The following is a 16302-nucleotide window of genomic DNA, read 5'->3' as shown; positions in this document are numbered from 1 at the left end:
TATTAGGCGTTTTGCAGTTCAGGATTATTTTTCAGGGCAACCTCATTAGCCACAAAGCGGCCCAGGGTGTTGTATTGGTTGTAGCGTTGCTGGTAAACTTCTTTCAGGGCGACGTTAGGCTCATAAACCTGGTCGAAACCACGGCCCATGGCAGTCATCGCTTCCTCGATGGTTGGATAGATACCCGCAACAACCGCCGCGAACATGGCCGCGCCCAAGGCACAGGTATGTTTAAACTGGTGGATGCGGATAGGCATGCCCAACACATCTGCCATCATCTGCATTACAAATGGGGATTTTTTAGCTACACCGCCAATGCCGATGATGCCTTTAACCGGAATGCCCTCGCTGATAAACCTATCAACAATGCTTTTAGCCCCAAAACAGGTAGCCTCTGCCAGCGCCCGGAAAACCCTCGTCGCATCGCTGCCCAAACCTAAACCGCTGATAGCGCCTTTCAACTCCTGGTTGGCATCCGGCGTACGGCGGCCGTTAAACCAATCAATAGCCAGTTCATTGCTTTCATCTATCGGCAACAAAGCGGCCTGCCTGCTTAGTTCAGGGATAATCATTTCTGAAATCTCTTCCTTCAATGCCTCGGCAGTAGCGGCATCAATTACCTGCGATTGTGAAAGCAGGTTATTTAACGGCCAGGCCAGGATATTTTTAAACCAGGCATAAGTATCCCCAAACGCCGACTGACCAGCCTCTAAACCAGCCATTCCCGGAATTACCGAACCATTTACCTGTCCGCAAATACCACGCACCAGTTTGCCTTCCATCTCGGCGGTTGGTGCTACCAGGATATCGCAGGTTGAAGTGCCCATTACTTTACTTAAATGATAAGGTTCAATCTGGCCGCCAACCGCGCCCATGTGCGCGTCAAAAGCGCCGGTACCTACAATCACATCGGTTGAGAGTCCCAATATCTCCGCCCACTCCGCGCTGAGGTTGCCGGCTGCTTCATCGGCAGTGTATGTATCATGATATAGTTTATCCCTGAAACCGGCCAGAAGCGGATCGAGGGAAACAAAAAATTCTTCGGGAGGCAAACCATCAAACTCCTCGGCCCAAAGGGCTTTGTGCCCTGCCGAGCAGCGGCCACGTTTAATAGCCTTAACATCAGTTCCGCCGGTTAACAAAAACGGGATCCAATCGCAATGCTCCACCCATGATGCAGCCGCGTCACGCACCTGCCCATCAACTCTCAACACGTGCAGCAACTTGGCCCAAAACCACTCCGACGAGTAAATGCCGCCCACATATTTTAAATAATTGGTATCAAATTTTGTAGCATGCTCATTGATCTGCGCGGCTTCTTTAACCGAGGTATGATCTTTCCAAAGCACAAACATGGCGTTGGGATTAGTTTCAAAACCGGGAGTTAAAGCAAGCGGCGTTCCGGTAGTGTCAACCGCAACAGGGGTTGAGCCGGTGGTATCAACCGAAATGCCTTTTATATTTTTAGCGATGGCCTCGCCGCCGGCCTGCGCAATACAATCTTTAATGGTGGCTTTTAACCCGTCGATATAATCCTGCGGGTGCTGGCGGAACTGGTTTTCGGCAGGCACGCAATATTTGCCATCGCGCCAGCGAGGATAATTAAATACTGATGATGCTATTTCTTCGCCGTTGGCAGCGTTTACGATCACGGAGCGCACGGAATCAGAACCGTAATCGACACCGATCACTAATTGGTTATTGCTCATATAAAGATTTATAATTATTGTCGAAATAACACTTAATTATTGAAAAAGAAAAATTTTATTTTAAATTTTATTGGGGAAAATCGAGGTTTATGATTGAGTTGAATTAGGGATAGAGTAAAAAAGTTATTACATAGAGAAGAGCATGTTGGAATAGACAGCGCGAAGAGCGGATAAAGCGGTCGATAATTAGTGTTGTTTTAACAATTTAAACAAAGAAAAGGCAATCGATTTTTTGTCTAAACTCGAATTTGGGGGAATTAAGGAATTACCGGAATGCAAAGCAAATTCGAAAAATTCCAATAATTCCCCAAATTCGAGTTTGACTTGTCCTGCTATAGGTTGACACAAAAGTAGTCAGCAATGGATTATACATTAAGAAAAGCGCTTGCCATAGAAGAATATTTGGCGGGCGGCACAACATCAGCTAAATTAGGGCAGAAATACGGATTCGGAAACGCGAGCGTATCAAGATGGGTTGTGGAAGAAAAGAAAAAGAACAATAAAATAGCGCAAAGGGCAGCATCCCTTCAAGTGGCAAAAGAACGGGAGGGCATGCCAGAGGACATCAAGGCCTTACAGGAAGAGTTACGTAAAGCCCAATTGAAGATCCATCTACTGGAAGCAATGATTGATATATCGGATGAGCAGTATGGCACCGATATCAGAAAAAAAGCTGGCCCCAGGCAGTCATGAAAGTAGAACAAAGCCAGGGTTGTAGCTTATCCCTGTTATGTTCACTGTCTGGGTATTCGCGCCAAGCCTATTATAAGCGACGTTTATTGGAAGAGGAGGAACCCATCAAGGAGGAATTGCTGGTTCAGCAGGTTATCGGCTACAGGGATTTACAGCCCCGTATCGGAGGCCGTAAACTATTCTTCCTTATGACCCCTTTTATCAAGGCCCATAAATTAAAAATGGGTAGAGATCACTTTTTCAGGATGCTGGGCAAGTATGGCTTGTTGAACAAAAAGCGGCGTGGTAAACCACAAACTACTGATTCCAATCACTGGATGAAGAAATATCCCGACCTGATCAAAAACATGGTCCCTACGCGCTCAGAACAGTTATGGGTAAGTGATATCACTTACCTTGAACTCAGCAGTGAATTTGCTTATCTGAGCCTTGTAACGGATGCCTATAGCCGTAAGATCGTTGGTTTTCATGTTAGCGGGAACCTTACAGCCGAAGGCAGCATATTAGCATTGAAAATGGCTATTGAGGGGCGTCAGAATAAAGAAGAATTGATCCATCACTCAGATCGGGGAACGCAATATTGTTGCCACGATTATATAAAAACACTACAGGAGAACAACATAGATATTAGCATGACCCAAAGCGGGGATCCAAGAGACAATGCGATTGCTGAGCGGGTAAACGGGATCCTGAAAATGGAACTACTAAAGCCATCGTTCATAGATATTGAAGATGCAAGAACTGCTGTGACACAGGCAGTCAATATTTATAATTACTTACGCCCTCATAGCAGCATATCGATGTTAACACCTGCACTGGTACATACCAGAAAGTTTAAACTCAAACGCCTCTGGAGGAACAATTATAAGAGTAAACCTGCAAAAAGGGAGGAGACAGCCGGGTAGTTATCAACAACAAACGCCCGTTTTTAAAAAGAAAAAAAGAAGCAAAAAAAGAAAAACGTGTTAGGATGTGGATAACGCTACGCGTTACCCACATCCTAACACGACAAACAAACAATAATTATCTTTATTTTTATAAAATCACTGTCAACCTTTTTTAGGACAAGTCAGTTCAGATAAAATCAAAAAATCGGTGTAATCAAAAATCAATCGGTGTAATCCCAGAAATAAAATCAGCGAAATCAACGTAATCATCCTAATCAACGGTTCATATTTTTAGATAAATTTGACCTGATCATATCCACTCCATCCGGCATGACTAATAAACACATCTTCTTAATACTGTTTGCTTTACTCACCACCAGCCTCGCCTCAGCCCAAAGCATCAAAAACTTTAATAAAAACAACAAACAGATCACCAAATTCGATAACCTGGGCAATGCTGTAGACGCACATGATGGTGAGATCGCTTTGTTTAACGGCGTATACTACCTTTACGGTACCAGTTACGATTGCGGCTTTGAGTGGGGCAACAAAAAAGCACCATTTTGCGGGTTTAAAACCTATTCATCTACAGATCTGGAACATTGGACAGACCGTGGCTTTATGTTCGATGCCAACCCCCCCGTTTGGCAAACCCGCTGCGATGGCAAAACTTACGGATGCTTCCGTCCGCATGTTATCTACAATAAAAAAACAAAACGTTATGTATTGTGGATCAACGTTTATGATAACCGGGTAGGTTACCGGGTTTTTACCAGCAAAACCCCGGTTGGGCCGTTTACCGAAGTTAAAGAGCCAACCCTGGCCGTAAACAGCGATATGCCAGTGGCCGGCCTCAACAATGGCGATCATGACACTTTTGTTGATGACGATGGTACAGCCTATTTAGCCTACACCGATTGGCGCACCAAAGGCAGTATAGTAATTGAAAAATTAAGCGATGACTACCTTACAGGTACCGGGCAATACGTAAAATCTATAACCACCGGCGAAACTGAAGCTCCCGGACTATTTAAACGCAAAGGCAAATACTACCTTGTTTATTCTGATCCTAACTGCGGTTATTGCTCAGGCACCGGCGCTTCGTACCGGATGGCATCGTCACCATTGGGGTCATGGTCGGCAGGGGTAAAAATCAGTGATAACTCTTGTGGCGGGCAGCCATCCTTTGTATCAGCCATCAAAGTAAATGCTGAAACTATTTATCTCTTTGGCAGCGATTTGTGGAATAATGCCGCTAAAAATGAGGCATTGGCTAATTTTTATTGGGCACCGCTAAGCTTTAATGCTGATGGTTCGATCAAACCGATCGAGTGCATAAAAACGGCAAGCTTCTCCAAAAGCAGAACAACCGTTAAACCAGCCAACGATTTTATTACAGGCTGCGACATAGGTAGAAACATTCAACGTGCGCAAACCTTCACCGCTGTAAAAAGCGGCATTTTAGCTTCCATCAGCTTTACCACTTTTCAAACAGGTTACCCGGATGCAGGGCTTTCGGTTGAAGTTTTTGAGAGCGGAGACAATGGTAAACCCATCGGCGTGGCGTTGGCTTCAAATACATTACCCGCCGATTCCATTTCCTGGTCGGCCCGGAATGCGGTGGTTAAGCCCAATATTGCCGTAACCGGGGGTAAGCAATATGTTGTGGTGATTAAATCGGCCACAACCAAAGGCTGCTACGGATTTGCTTACTGCGATCTGTTAACAGAGGCAAAAAATATCGCATCGATCAGTAATGATAATGGCGCAAACTTCTCAGCCGAAAATAACCGGGTACTGAAACTTAACGCTACTATCCGATAATAAAAAAAGCGGAACAGTCATCGCGACTGATTCCGCTTAAACTATAACAAAAAGTCTTTTATTTAACGCTGTTGGCCGCTTCAATAATTACTTTGGCAACCGCTTCGGGTTGTGAAATGAATATGACGTGGCTGCCTTTTACCTCGGTTACTTTGGCGCCGGCACGTTTGTACATGGCACGTTCAACATCGGGCACAATGCTTTTATCTTCGGTAGCAACAATAGCATAAGCTGGCTTGGTTTTCCAGGCGGCTTCTGCTACAGGCGTACCAAAACATTGGGCAGCGGTTGGGCCTTGCGATGCAAACATAAAATCGGTTTCAGCCTTGCTTAAATCGCCCGCGAAACCATCGTGAAACTTGGCTTTATCGTAATAAACAAAACCCTTATCATCGGGTGGCAAAATGCCATTTTCGGGAGCCGGAGGGGCCGACATTACCCATTTTAAAGTGGTTTCGCCTTTATCGGGCATAAAAGCAGCTATGTAAACCAACGCTACTACTTTGGAGTTGGTACCCGCTTCGGTGATCACCGTACCGCCGTATGAATGACCAACCAACACAGTAGGGCCATCCTGCTTATCTAAGATCCGGTTAGCGGCATCAACATCATCTTTCAATGAGGTTAATGGATTCTGAACCACAGTAACATTATACCCTTTTTTGGTAAGAATATTATACACAGCCTTAAAGCCCGATCCATCGGCAAAGGCTCCGTGAACCAATACAATGTTTTTAACCTGGGCGCCGGCCTTGTTAACAAAGGCAAACAGGCTGCCCAATAAAATAACCGCTGCCAGTAAATGCTGGTTTAAGCGGGAACGGAGTAATGAAGTTTTCATTTTGTTTTGGAGTTTAGTTTTCACAAATGATGTTGTTAAATTATTTGGCAACTTATTTCAAAGGGCATTCCAAAAACTTAATCAACTAATAAACAAACACTTAAAAACATCAACCCAAAAACATAAAACGATATATCGGAATTTAGCGATGGTGCTATCCGTATATCATAAGTAAAGCTACTCCTTTGCCATAGCCACAATATCGTTTCCATCCAAAGTCCAACGCCCGGTACCCCGATTTACAGTATTGATCATGGCCTTGCCAACCTCGGCCAAAGTGATAAAACCCTTGGGGTAAATGAGCCTGCCTATCGGGTACATCCAGCTGATATATTTATAAAAAGGCAGCGTATTTTTTGCCCCTTTAAAACTTTTCATAAAACCAGGGCGAAAGTTGAATACCTGTTTAAAGGGCAGCTTCATTAAATCGTTTTCGGTTTTGCCTTTTACGCGCGCCCACATGCTGCGGCCGGCCTCGCTGCTATCAGTACCTGCTCCGGACACGTAGCAGAAAGTCATGTCGGGATTTATGCGGCTTAATATCTCGGCTACATGCAGGGTGAGCAGGTAGGTTACTTTATAATAAGCTTCTTCGCTCATGCCTACCGATGATACACCGGCACAAAAAAAGCAGGCGTTGTAACCTTCAAGCTGGTCTTCAATAGCTGCGAGGTTGAAAAAATCGGCGTGAATAATTTCTTTTAGTTTGGAGTGGTTGAAACCGCCGGGTTTACGATTAATGATCAGTACCCGCTCTACCTTATCGCTTAGCAGGCATTGGTGCAGTACGCCCTCGCCTACCATGCCCGTGGCCCCTGTAATAATAGCCCTTATTTTATTAGTTGTTTCCATATGTTATTGATGTAGCCGATTATCGCTTTCAAATATTTTAAGCCGTGGCATTTTAATTGCAGATATTCCTTTACCGAGTGTTAATTGTATGTTACAAAACAAACAATTGTACGTATACAACACTTTAACAGTAAAATAGTTAAAATGCCTAAATGGTTAAAAACAACCCTGAAAGTTGCCGCTGCGCTTGTAGGGATCATCATAATTTTATTCATAGCCCTTGCTGTGTATGTTAATTACAATAAGCAGAAGGTGCTCACTATGATCACTGCCGAGTTGAACAAAAACCTGAACGGTACGCTCACCATAGGCTCAATCGACCCTACCTTATTTAAAGGTTTCCCCGGTGTTTCTGTGGAGCTGAAAGACGTAACGATGAAGGATAGCCGCTGGGCCGAGCATCACCATACCCTGCTTAGCGCCAAAGATTTTGAGGTATCAGTAAATGCATCAGCCCTGATGAAAGGCGAAGTAGTGATCAATAAAGTTGACATTATTGATGCCGATATCGACCTGTTTACAGATAGCACAGGCTACAGCAATACAGCCATATTTAAAGCTAAACCCAAGGTTGAAAAAGATCCGAAAGAGAAAGAAACCAGTTCATCAACCCAAATTAAACGTTTCACATTAAGTAAAGTGAACTTTAAGGTGGATGACAGGCATGCCTACAAACTATTTAAATTCGCTATCAATAATGTATCCGGCCGGATGGAGTATCCCAACAAGGGATGGAATGCCGATATCGACCTGAACACCATGGTGAACAGCTTCTCGTTCAACACAAAAAAGGGCAGCTTCATGAAAAACAAGCTGCTTAACGGGCATTTTGATGTGAGCTATGATTATGATTCGCAGGTAATCAATGTTGCGCCAAACAAGCTGAGCATTGGCGATGATGATTTTAATATAGGCGCGCAATTTAATCTCAAAGCGAAGGAGACACCTTTTACCATCAACTTAAAAGTGAACGATATTTTGTGGACCAGCGCCGCCAACCTGCTTGCAGCCAACATCACCAAAAGCTTAAAAATGTTCGATCTGAAAAAACCTATAGATGTTACCTGCGATTTGAAAGGTGCGTTTGGTGCCGGCGGCGATCCATCTATTTATGTTACCGCCAAAGTTAGGGATAACACCCTCCGCACCCAGGGTGGCGTTATTGAAAATTGCAGCTTTAACGGTGTGTTCAGCAATAATTACATCAATGGTAAAGGCCTGAGCGATGAAAACTCGGTAATCAAGCTGTATCATTTCAATGGTACTTATAAGGATATCCCATTTACTATTGATACCGCACTGATCAATAACCTCAATACACCAATTGCAACCGGGGTTTTTCGTTCACGGTTCCCGGTTACCAAACTTAACCCGGTTATTGGTGATGAAAGCCTGAGGTTTAGCAAGGGAATTGTCGATTTAAAACTGGCCTATAAAGCCGACATTGTGAACTTTAAATTTACCAAGCCCTATGTAACAGGTTATGTGGATATTAAAAATACCGATGTAACTTACCTGCCGCGTAACCTGGTGTTCAAAAATAATTCTATCGCTTTAAAGTTTACTGATAAAGACCTCTATATAAACAACATCCGCCTGCAAAATGGCAGCAGCGTAGTCAATATGCAGGGCAAGGTGAGCAACTTTTTGAATTTGTATTATACCAACCCTGAGAAGATCCTGATCGTGTGGCAAATCACCAGTCCCGAGATCCATCTGGGTGAGTTTTTAGGGTTTCTGAACAGCCGGGGTGGTGGAAGTAGCAGCGGCGGTGGCAGTAGCAGTTCGGGGAAGAAGGTGTCGGGTGCTAAAATTACGCATCAGCTTAACACCGCTTTTGATAAAGGGCAGGCCGAGTTGCATCTGCGTGTGGCCAAAGTGTATTATAAAACATTTTTGGCTACCGATGCTACCGCCGATATTTTGCTGGCTGATAATGCTATGAAGGTGCGCAACGTAAGCCTTAAAAGCGCGGGCGGCTCATTAAATTTAAGCGGATTAATTTTACAAGGGCCGGTAAACAATTTTGCAGTGAGTACCAACGTTAACCATGTAAACACAAGCGCGTTTTTCGCGTCGTTTAACAATTTTGGGTTGAAGGATTTTACGAGTAATAACCTGCAGGGCTTTCTTTCGGCAAGGGTTGATATAAAAGGGGGGATAAAAAACACCGGAGATTTGGTACCAAAATCAATAAAAGGCTTTGCGCAGGTTGATTTTACCGAAGGGGCGCTCATCAAATTCGCGCCGATAAAAAGCGTAGGTAAATTCGCCTTTCCGTTCCGCGATCTGGATAATATCACCTTTGGAGACTTAAAAGCACGCTTTGATATCAATGGAGATAAGATCAATATCGCCCCGATGCAGATTAACTCGAGTGTGTTGAATATGGATGTGGAAGGCGTTTATTCGTTATCGCGCGGAACGAATATTGCCTTGGATATCCCTTTACGTAACCCAAAAAACGACAGTAAAATAACCGACGATGCCGAACGCCAGAAAAAGCGGATGCGGGGCATAGTGCTCCATATTTTAGCTACCGATGGCGACGACGGCAAAATCAAAATTAAATGGAATAAAAATCATAAAAAAACCGACGGCAGCGATAGTGACAAAAAGGAGGATGACAGCGATAAAAAAGTGGAGGAAGAGCAGCAAAGCGGTGGCAGTACGGGCGACTACAATCGGTAAAGATATATAATTTCATCATATCTTCACGCTAACCGTAGATCATGGTGTTTAAATGACACTATAATAGCAATTAAATGATTACCTTTGTGGTGTTCAATGTAGGATAATATGTTGATTAAACATTTAATTGGTTAGCACGTTATTTTAAAACTTTTAAACCGCTCGTTCCTTACAGCAATAATATCAAAATTCAACCCTCGTTTTATCACTATCCCGGGTTAAGAAAAAAGAAGGAAGCAAAGTTTAACGTAATCTGTATTTCCCCGGTTGTTTAGCCTGGCAAAGTATCTTTTTGAACAATTTGTGTAGCTTGAATAAAATCTGTATTAAAAAAAATGAGACAACTAAAAATATCCCAATCCATCACCAACCGTGAATCAGCTTCGCTCGAAAAATACCTGCATGATATTGGCAAGGTAGATTTGATCTCGGCTGAGGAAGAGGTGATCCTGGCACAAAAAATCCGTGAGGGCGACCAGGTAGCGTTAGAGCGTTTGACAAAAACAAACTTACGTTTTGTGGTATCGGTTGCTAAGCAATATCAAAACCAGGGCTTAACCCTTGGCGACTTAATAAACGAAGGTAACTTAGGTTTGATTAAAGCGGCTAAACGTTTTGACGAAACCAAAGGCTTTAAATTTATATCATATGCCGTATGGTGGATCCGTCAGTCTATCCTTTCGGCTATTGCAGAGCAATCGCGTATTGTGCGTTTGCCATTGAACCAAATTGGTTCATTAAGCAAAATTCACAAAGCTGCTTCAAAACTGGAGCAGGAATACGAGCGTCAGCCAACACCTGAAGAGCTTGCTGATAACCTCGAAATTTCGGTTGATAAAATTGCCGATTCGATGAATAATGCCGGCAGGCAGATCTCGATGGATGCACCGTTCATCCAGGGCGAAGAAAACACTTTGCTTGACGTATTGGCCAGCACCGATGCTGCAACTGATACCGAGGTTATGGCCGATTCATTATCACAAGAGATCAAACGCTCATTAGGCATCCTTGCCGAGCGCGACCGCGAAGTGTTAATGTTATTTTTCGGTTTAGGTGGCAATGCCCCACACTCGTTAGAGGAAATTGGCGAAAAGTTCGACCTTACCCGCGAGCGTGTACGCCAGCTAAAAGATAAAGCGTTGATGCGTTTACGCCACAACTCTAAATCAAACCTGTTACAATCATATTTAAACTAATCCAGGATATATCCGCCTGAGTTTATATTTACCAAAAACGCGAATGATCATCTCATTCGCGTTTTTTTTGTTTATTAACCTCCGCCTGCCTTATGATGTTTATACTACGGTAGATTGTTCAATCGTAGACGTTACCGTCAGCAGGAAAGCTTCGGGTGAAAGCGGGCAGAACGATGGTGGCCCTGAGCTCAGGAAAGGGCATAGCTACTTTTTGCAGAAGCGTGGGCCTATGTGCGAACGCAGTGGGGCAAAATTTAGCAGCCCGTGGTTCTGCCCGGTTTGCAGGGCAAAGGCCAAGGGGGCGAGCAAGAGCGCAGGCCAGCGGGCAAAGAAGCCTTCCTGATGACTTGATTTTTGGTTCTTTTTATCAAGAAAAAGAACAAAGCCTACCCGCGGCGACTGAGCGGGCCGATGTTTTTTGGATAGCAGAAAGTTGTTAGAACAGTATAGCCGCCATACAAGTGTCGCAGTGCAAATGGCTTTCGTTATTCTCGTTAAGTAACGGGCTTTTATTCAATATTAAGAACATTGGCCGCTCATTTGCCGCGGAGGCTGTTACTTTTGGCTTGGCCCAAAAGTAACCAAAAACCCAAGACAGAAAAAAGCTTCCTCCCGCGAGGCCATACGCCCGGCCCGCTTTTCTGTCAGGCCACCGCTCTTTTTTTGGGAAACTGGCCATGAACTGCTCAAAAATCCGTGAAATCAAAAGAATCACCAAAATCATTCAAAAGAAAAATCGGTGAAATCAAACCATAATCGGTGTAATCCCAAAAAACAAAAAAGCATCTGCCCATTGCTGAACAGATGCTTGTACGATTTTTATATAACTAATAGTTTTAACCTACTTTTACATTTACCGCGTTAAGGCCTTTTTTGCCTTGCTCAACATCATAAGTAACACTGTCGTTTTCACGAACGGTGTCAATCAGACCTGATACGTGTACAAAAACTTCAGCACCACCATTTGAAGGTGTAATGAATCCGAAGCCTTTTGTTTCATTGAAGAATTTTACTGTTCCTTGCATTATATTTTTATTTAATTATGGCAAAGGTACGGTTAATAATTAACAATTATTTAAAAACAAGGCATTTACGCAAATTATTACAATTGAGAGCAACAAAACATCGTTTAAAACATTAAAATATGCTTTCATGCTCATTAATAAAACTTGTAATGCTGTATTATTCCTTGTCCTTCTTATCCTCTACCGGCTGCGGACGCACGTTAGTAATGTTGCCGTTTTCATCCACATAGGCCATCATTTCCTCTAATGATTTACCCTTGTCCGAGTTTTCTTTACGCTCGTCGGCTTTTATCTTCTTTTCCCGTTGTTTTTTTATTCGCTTCTTTTCTTTTTCCTTTTTATTAAAAGTATCGTTTGATCTGCCCATGCATTGAGATTTAATATTAAAAAAAAGCACCCGCCGAAACGGCGGGTGCTACTTGTGAATTTTATTGTGATGCTCAGATTAATTTCACATTTACAGCATTGAGACCTTTTTTTCCACTTTCAACTTCAAAAGTAACTTTGTCGTTTTCGCGGATCTCGTCAACCAGGCCGGTTGAATGAACAAAAACGTCTGTTCTTGTATCATCTTGTGAAATAAATCCAAAACCTTTTGTGGTATTGAAAAATTTCACTGTTCCTTCTTTTTGCATTGTATTGTTTTTGATAAGAGTGCAAGGTAGGCTTAATAGTTGGCTATATTTTAACTTTCAATAAAAAAAGTAAAAATAAATTCAAACACACGTAAACTGAGTAAAATATTTTCACATAAATGAAAATCAATTACATAAAATGCGTACATTACATATCCTATCTGTCATTTACTTAGACGTTACCCTAACCTGATTCAGGTGATTTTTAAGATAAAAAAAACGAATCAGTTTTAATTACATGCTCAATAATCAAAAAGGCCCCATCGCCGAGGTAGATATACCAGTAGATCAACTTGCCATCAAGGTAAATCTTTTCATGTTCGATTTAAAAAACGAGGCCACAGAACTTGGTTTTAAAGCAGGCGAAACCTGGGCATTGGAACTGGTATCCGACATTGAAGCTAAACATCTAAAAAAGCAACATCAGCCTGTTGTTTCCCTTTCCTTACAATCATCGGCTTTACTTTCGGCTTTTCGTGAAGTTAAAAACAAGTTACAGCAAACATTAACCCCACAAGATATGCTGTTGACCACCAACGATTTGAATAGGGATGAAAAAAAGTATTTAGTGGCCTATCCAGTTAGAAATACTTCCAGGTAACTCAAAGCGCAGGCAGCCTCGCAACAAGTTCAGAACAAAAAGGGCTGCTAACAGGGTATGTTCCTGATCGCAGCCCTATCGTTTTCAGGCGTAATAACATACGCTTTAGGTTATCTATTGCACCAAAGCAACATTACTGTATACATGATATTCGCCCGGGGCTAACGTGATAGAAAACGGTATCGAAGTAATATTGATGCTTGTACCACTAATGTTATCATACCAGGTACCGGTAGCAGGGAAGCTAATGTTATCCGTTTGTTGTACAACATCAAAATTACCTATCACTTCTACATTGGCGCTGGCATCTTTAAGCTGGATGGTTTTAATAGCACCGCCAAGATCATAACTGTAATTTGTACTTGCAAATACCGCGTTCTTTTCCTTCATCTTAATCATTTTGGCATATACCTTAAATAGCTGCTTGCGGTTAGGGTCGGTATTATAATTCCAGTAAATAGGTTTGTTACTGGTACGGCCCCCCTGGTCAATGCTAACATCATAACCCAGCTCGCCAAACTGCCATAACATTTTAGGGCCGGGAACCGAGAACAGGAACGCAGCAGCCATTTCTTCGCGGGCCAGGCCGGTGTTTTTATCTTTTACATTATAACTGCCTGAGGCATTGCCATAACTTTCGTTTTTAAATTGCAGGCGCTCCTCATCATGGCTTTCAAAATAGCTTACCAGATTATAAGGCTGCGTAAACGTATGTTGATCATAAAACAAGCCCTGAAAGTTGGAATTGCCTAACCAGCCCATGGTAGCCTCGTTGGCATTGTAGTTAAGATTATTCCAAAGCATCATGCCTTCGCCGGCAAGCTCTTTCTCTTCCTGGTTGGCGGCGAAGTGCTCCAATATCACGTAGAAATTGTTATTGTCGATGCTTTTAATGTAGTTGTTATAATCCTTCCAGATAGCTACGCGGCTGGCATCGTACTGGCTCCAGGCATTTACGGCATCGTTAGAGGTACCATAATTAACCTGCGTAAACCCCTTCGAAAGGTCGAACCGGAAACCATCTATCTTATACTCCGTCATCCAAAATTTGAGCACGTTTTTCACAAAGTATTTGGTAGCCGCGCTTTCGTGGTTAAACTGGTACCCTACGTTGTAAGGGTGTGTAGGGTCGACGTTGTACCAGGGATTATCAGCCGAGGGCTTGCTTGTGGCAGCGTTAAAATACATTTGCACCATTGGCGATTGACCGAACGAGTGATTCAATACCATATCCTGAATAACGGCCATACCGCGCGAGTGGCACTCATCAATAAAGGCTTTCAAAGCGTTTTTGGTACCATAGTATTTATCAGGCGCAAAGTAAAACGATGGGTTGTACCCCCATGAAAGGTTGCCTTCAAACTCGTTGATGGGCATCAACTCGATGGCATTGACACCAAGATTGGAGAGGTATTTAAGCGTATCTTTTAAAGTTTGATAATTATGCGCATCGATAAAATCACGTACCAGCAACTCATACACTACCAGGTTCTTTTTATCGGGACGGGTAAAGCTGCCGGTTTTCCAGGTGTATGTTGGCTGATTAGCTTGCAACACACTCACGTTGCCCGTGGTTTTACCTGTAGGATAAGCCTTTAAACCCGGATAGGTATCTGATGTAATGTATGAATCGTTGTTCGGGTCGAGCACTTTTTCGGTGTATGGGTCGGCAACTTTTAACGATTTATCGATATAAAACTGGTAACCATATTCTGTTGCCGGGTCGATATTATCTATTTGGATCCACCAGCGCTTGCCATCGGGGGTATTGTTCATTACGCCTTTGGCATCATTAACATCCCAACCATTAAAATCGCCGATAACGGATACCGACTTTTTACCCGGCGCATACAGGTTAAAAATAACCGACTTGCCCGAGTTTACAAACGTAACCCCATCCTTCGCTCCTGCCGGTAAAGCTTTTCCGGTACTCACCGTTGTATCTCCGGGAACGTTCCCGGTATTACCCGGCAAAACGTTCTTCTTCTTGCATGAAGTAAATCCGGCCAAAAGCAGGCCGGCCACAATTAGGTAAAAATTCCTGATCGTCATATTTCGTTATAATTGGTTTTAAAGCTAAGCAGCTGATATTTTGCAGATTGATATCAGCCACGCAATATGAGAAAAATTATTGGCATAATTAAGTTTCCTTAAAATTATGTATTTATAGTTTGAGGATAGGAAAGGAAGGCCGGTATTTTTTATTCCCCCCCCCCTCGGATTTAAGTTTGCCCATAAAAATCGGACCTGTTAAATGTCTTGTTTTGCACCTCTGGTGCAAAAATATAGATGATTTGATATTGCTATAAACCTTTTGCACCTCTGGTGCACCTATCTTGGGCTATAAATGAAATAAAAAGATTGACAAATTATCAAAATCCCCCAGAGGGGGTAAACGATTGTAGAAAAATGCGTTTCGTTTCTTCCAGAACCCAGAGGGGTTCAACCCAGGTTGCTATTCAAATTCACCAATACTGTTTTGTGGGTAAACTTAAACCCTGGGGGGGGATGCACAACAAGCCCCTCCCTACACCCTCCCAAGGATTACAGTGTGTACACATCTTTAAATTTTTCAATTCCCCAGAGGGGATACCTGTTTGTAGTAAAAATAACGTAGTAATTCTTTGCCTCGTAGAGGCTACCCTCCTGCATGTGGGTTTAAAGCATGTTCAGGGGTAGCACCTACGGCGCATTTTTATTGTTTTGTACTGAATGCTACAAACAGGTAGCACCTACGGGGCATTAATAAAAGATGTGTACACACAGTAGCTCACAAGGGAGGGAATCGCACAAGACCTTTGTCTTATGCCTCGGATATCTACTTACTTCTTATACTGCGGCAACTCATACCATGCCTTAGCCGGCCTATCCTCAGGAAAACCATATTGAGCCCGGTAAGCTTTTCGCTCAGCCGTAAAATCCCACCATTTCTTTCCGGTATCGCCATGTTTAATATAATGTGCCAGCAACCGGTACGAATCTTCAACACAAGGATCGGCCCAGGCACCAACATGTTTTTCAAAAGCGTTATAAAGTTCAACCGGATCTTTACCGGCCAGCTGCTCTAACGAATAATAGCCTTGCCCTATCAGCTCGGTAGCGAAGTTGATACCTAAGGATGGAATCTGCTGAAACTCGATCAGCGCATTGATCTCCCTTGCCCGTTCGGCCGACGCACTTAGTATCGATGCTATTTCATCGGGAGCAAACTGTGGAAGTTCGGAAATTTTAATCTTCTGCTCTTTCAGCATCAATTTTTCATCGTCGGAGAGCAACAGGTTGACTGATTTTTTCATAGGCAGGCAGATTTTCAAACTAAGTTAAACAGGATTTTGCTCAAAAAAAAAA

At 43.0% G+C, this 16302-nt stretch carries 14 protein-coding genes; 6 read left to right on the top strand and 8 right to left on the bottom strand.

Translation table 11 applies throughout. From position 1 onward, the window contains the following. Window positions 1-2 precede the first annotated feature (2 nt). Window positions 3-1709: a ribulokinase gene (locus HYN43_RS28760; RefSeq protein WP_119407264.1), complete on the bottom strand. Its 1707-nt coding sequence runs from the start codon at window positions 1707-1709 to the stop codon at window positions 3-5. 360 nt (window positions 1710-2069) lie between these two features. Here HYN43_RS28760 and HYN43_RS28755 point away from each other — a divergent pair, with 360 nt between their 5' ends. The 3 genes from HYN43_RS28755 to HYN43_RS28745 all read left to right on the top strand — a co-directional run bounded on the left by HYN43_RS28755 (window position 2070) and on the right by HYN43_RS28745 (window position 5113). Then, complete coding sequence (locus HYN43_RS28755) at window positions 2070-2402, top strand: hypothetical protein (protein WP_119406542.1); 333 nt, start codon at window positions 2070-2072, stop codon at window positions 2400-2402. Beyond that, window positions 2399-3307, top strand: a complete 909-nt coding sequence (locus tag HYN43_RS28750; protein ID WP_119406541.1) for an IS3 family transposase — start codon at window positions 2399-2401, stop codon at window positions 3305-3307. Before HYN43_RS28755 ends, HYN43_RS28750 begins: the two co-directional genes overlap by 4 nt. Before the next feature lie 312 nt (window positions 3308-3619). Continuing rightward, entirely contained in the window at window positions 3620-5113 is a 1494-nt protein-coding gene (locus HYN43_RS28745; protein WP_119407263.1) for a family 43 glycosylhydrolase, read from the top strand. A 58-nt stretch (window positions 5114-5171) separates the two neighbouring features. On the opposite strand, the gene HYN43_RS28740 is transcribed toward HYN43_RS28745, so the two are convergent. Further along, window positions 5172-5954: an alpha/beta hydrolase gene (locus tag HYN43_RS28740; RefSeq protein WP_119407262.1), complete on the bottom strand. Its 783-nt coding sequence runs from the start codon at window positions 5952-5954 to the stop codon at window positions 5172-5174. A gap of 177 nt (window positions 5955-6131) precedes the next feature. Further along, window positions 6132-6806, bottom strand: a complete 675-nt coding sequence (locus HYN43_RS28735) for an NAD-dependent epimerase/dehydratase family protein (protein ID WP_119407261.1) — start codon at window positions 6804-6806, stop codon at window positions 6132-6134. 144 nt (window positions 6807-6950) lie between these two features. Here HYN43_RS28735 and HYN43_RS28730 point away from each other — a divergent pair, with 144 nt between their 5' ends. Both HYN43_RS28730 and HYN43_RS28725 read left to right on the top strand, forming a co-directional pair. Beyond that, window positions 6951-9497, top strand: coding sequence for an AsmA-like C-terminal region-containing protein (locus HYN43_RS28730; protein ID WP_119409173.1), 2547 nt, complete (start codon window positions 6951-6953; stop codon window positions 9495-9497). A gap of 335 nt (window positions 9498-9832) precedes the next feature. Next, a complete protein-coding gene (locus HYN43_RS28725) occupies window positions 9833-10693 on the top strand; it encodes a sigma-70 family RNA polymerase sigma factor (RefSeq protein ID WP_119407260.1) in 861 nt (286 codons plus the stop codon). A gap of 836 nt (window positions 10694-11529) precedes the next feature. Here HYN43_RS28725 and HYN43_RS28710 read toward each other — a convergent pair. The 3 genes from HYN43_RS28710 to HYN43_RS28700 form a co-directional block, all read right to left on the bottom strand. Next, window positions 11530-11721, bottom strand: coding sequence for a cold-shock protein (locus tag HYN43_RS28710; protein WP_031266454.1), 192 nt, complete (start codon window positions 11719-11721; stop codon window positions 11530-11532). 154 nt (window positions 11722-11875) lie between these two features. Next, window positions 11876-12085: a hypothetical protein gene (locus tag HYN43_RS28705; RefSeq protein WP_119407257.1), complete on the bottom strand. Its 210-nt coding sequence runs from the start codon at window positions 12083-12085 to the stop codon at window positions 11876-11878. 73 nt (window positions 12086-12158) lie between these two features. Then, the gene (locus tag HYN43_RS28700) at window positions 12159-12353 is read right to left on the bottom strand and encodes a cold-shock protein (RefSeq protein WP_119407256.1); all 195 of its coding nucleotides are present in this window, start codon (window positions 12351-12353) and stop codon (window positions 12159-12161) included. Between the two features lie 238 nt (window positions 12354-12591). Here HYN43_RS28700 and HYN43_RS28695 point away from each other — a divergent pair, with 238 nt between their 5' ends. Beyond that, window positions 12592-12954 (top strand): hypothetical protein, encoded by a 363-nt coding sequence (locus HYN43_RS28695; RefSeq protein WP_119407255.1) that lies wholly within the window; start codon window positions 12592-12594, stop codon window positions 12952-12954. A 114-nt stretch (window positions 12955-13068) separates the two neighbouring features. On the opposite strand, the gene HYN43_RS28690 is transcribed toward HYN43_RS28695, so the two are convergent. Further along, window positions 13069-15006, bottom strand: a complete 1938-nt coding sequence (locus tag HYN43_RS28690; RefSeq protein WP_119407254.1) for an alpha-amylase family glycosyl hydrolase — start codon at window positions 15004-15006, stop codon at window positions 13069-13071. Window positions 15007-15776: 770 nt separating this feature from the next. Next, window positions 15777-16250, bottom strand: coding sequence for a helix-hairpin-helix domain-containing protein (locus HYN43_RS28685; RefSeq protein WP_119407253.1), 474 nt, complete (start codon window positions 16248-16250; stop codon window positions 15777-15779). Window positions 16251-16302: the final 52 nt, after the last annotated feature.

The organism is Mucilaginibacter celer (assembly GCF_003576455.2).
Lineage (GTDB): Bacteria > Bacteroidota > Bacteroidia > Sphingobacteriales > Sphingobacteriaceae > Mucilaginibacter > Mucilaginibacter celer.
The sequence above is the reverse complement of the archived record's forward strand: the minus strand, read 5'-3'. Positions and strand labels throughout refer to the sequence as shown.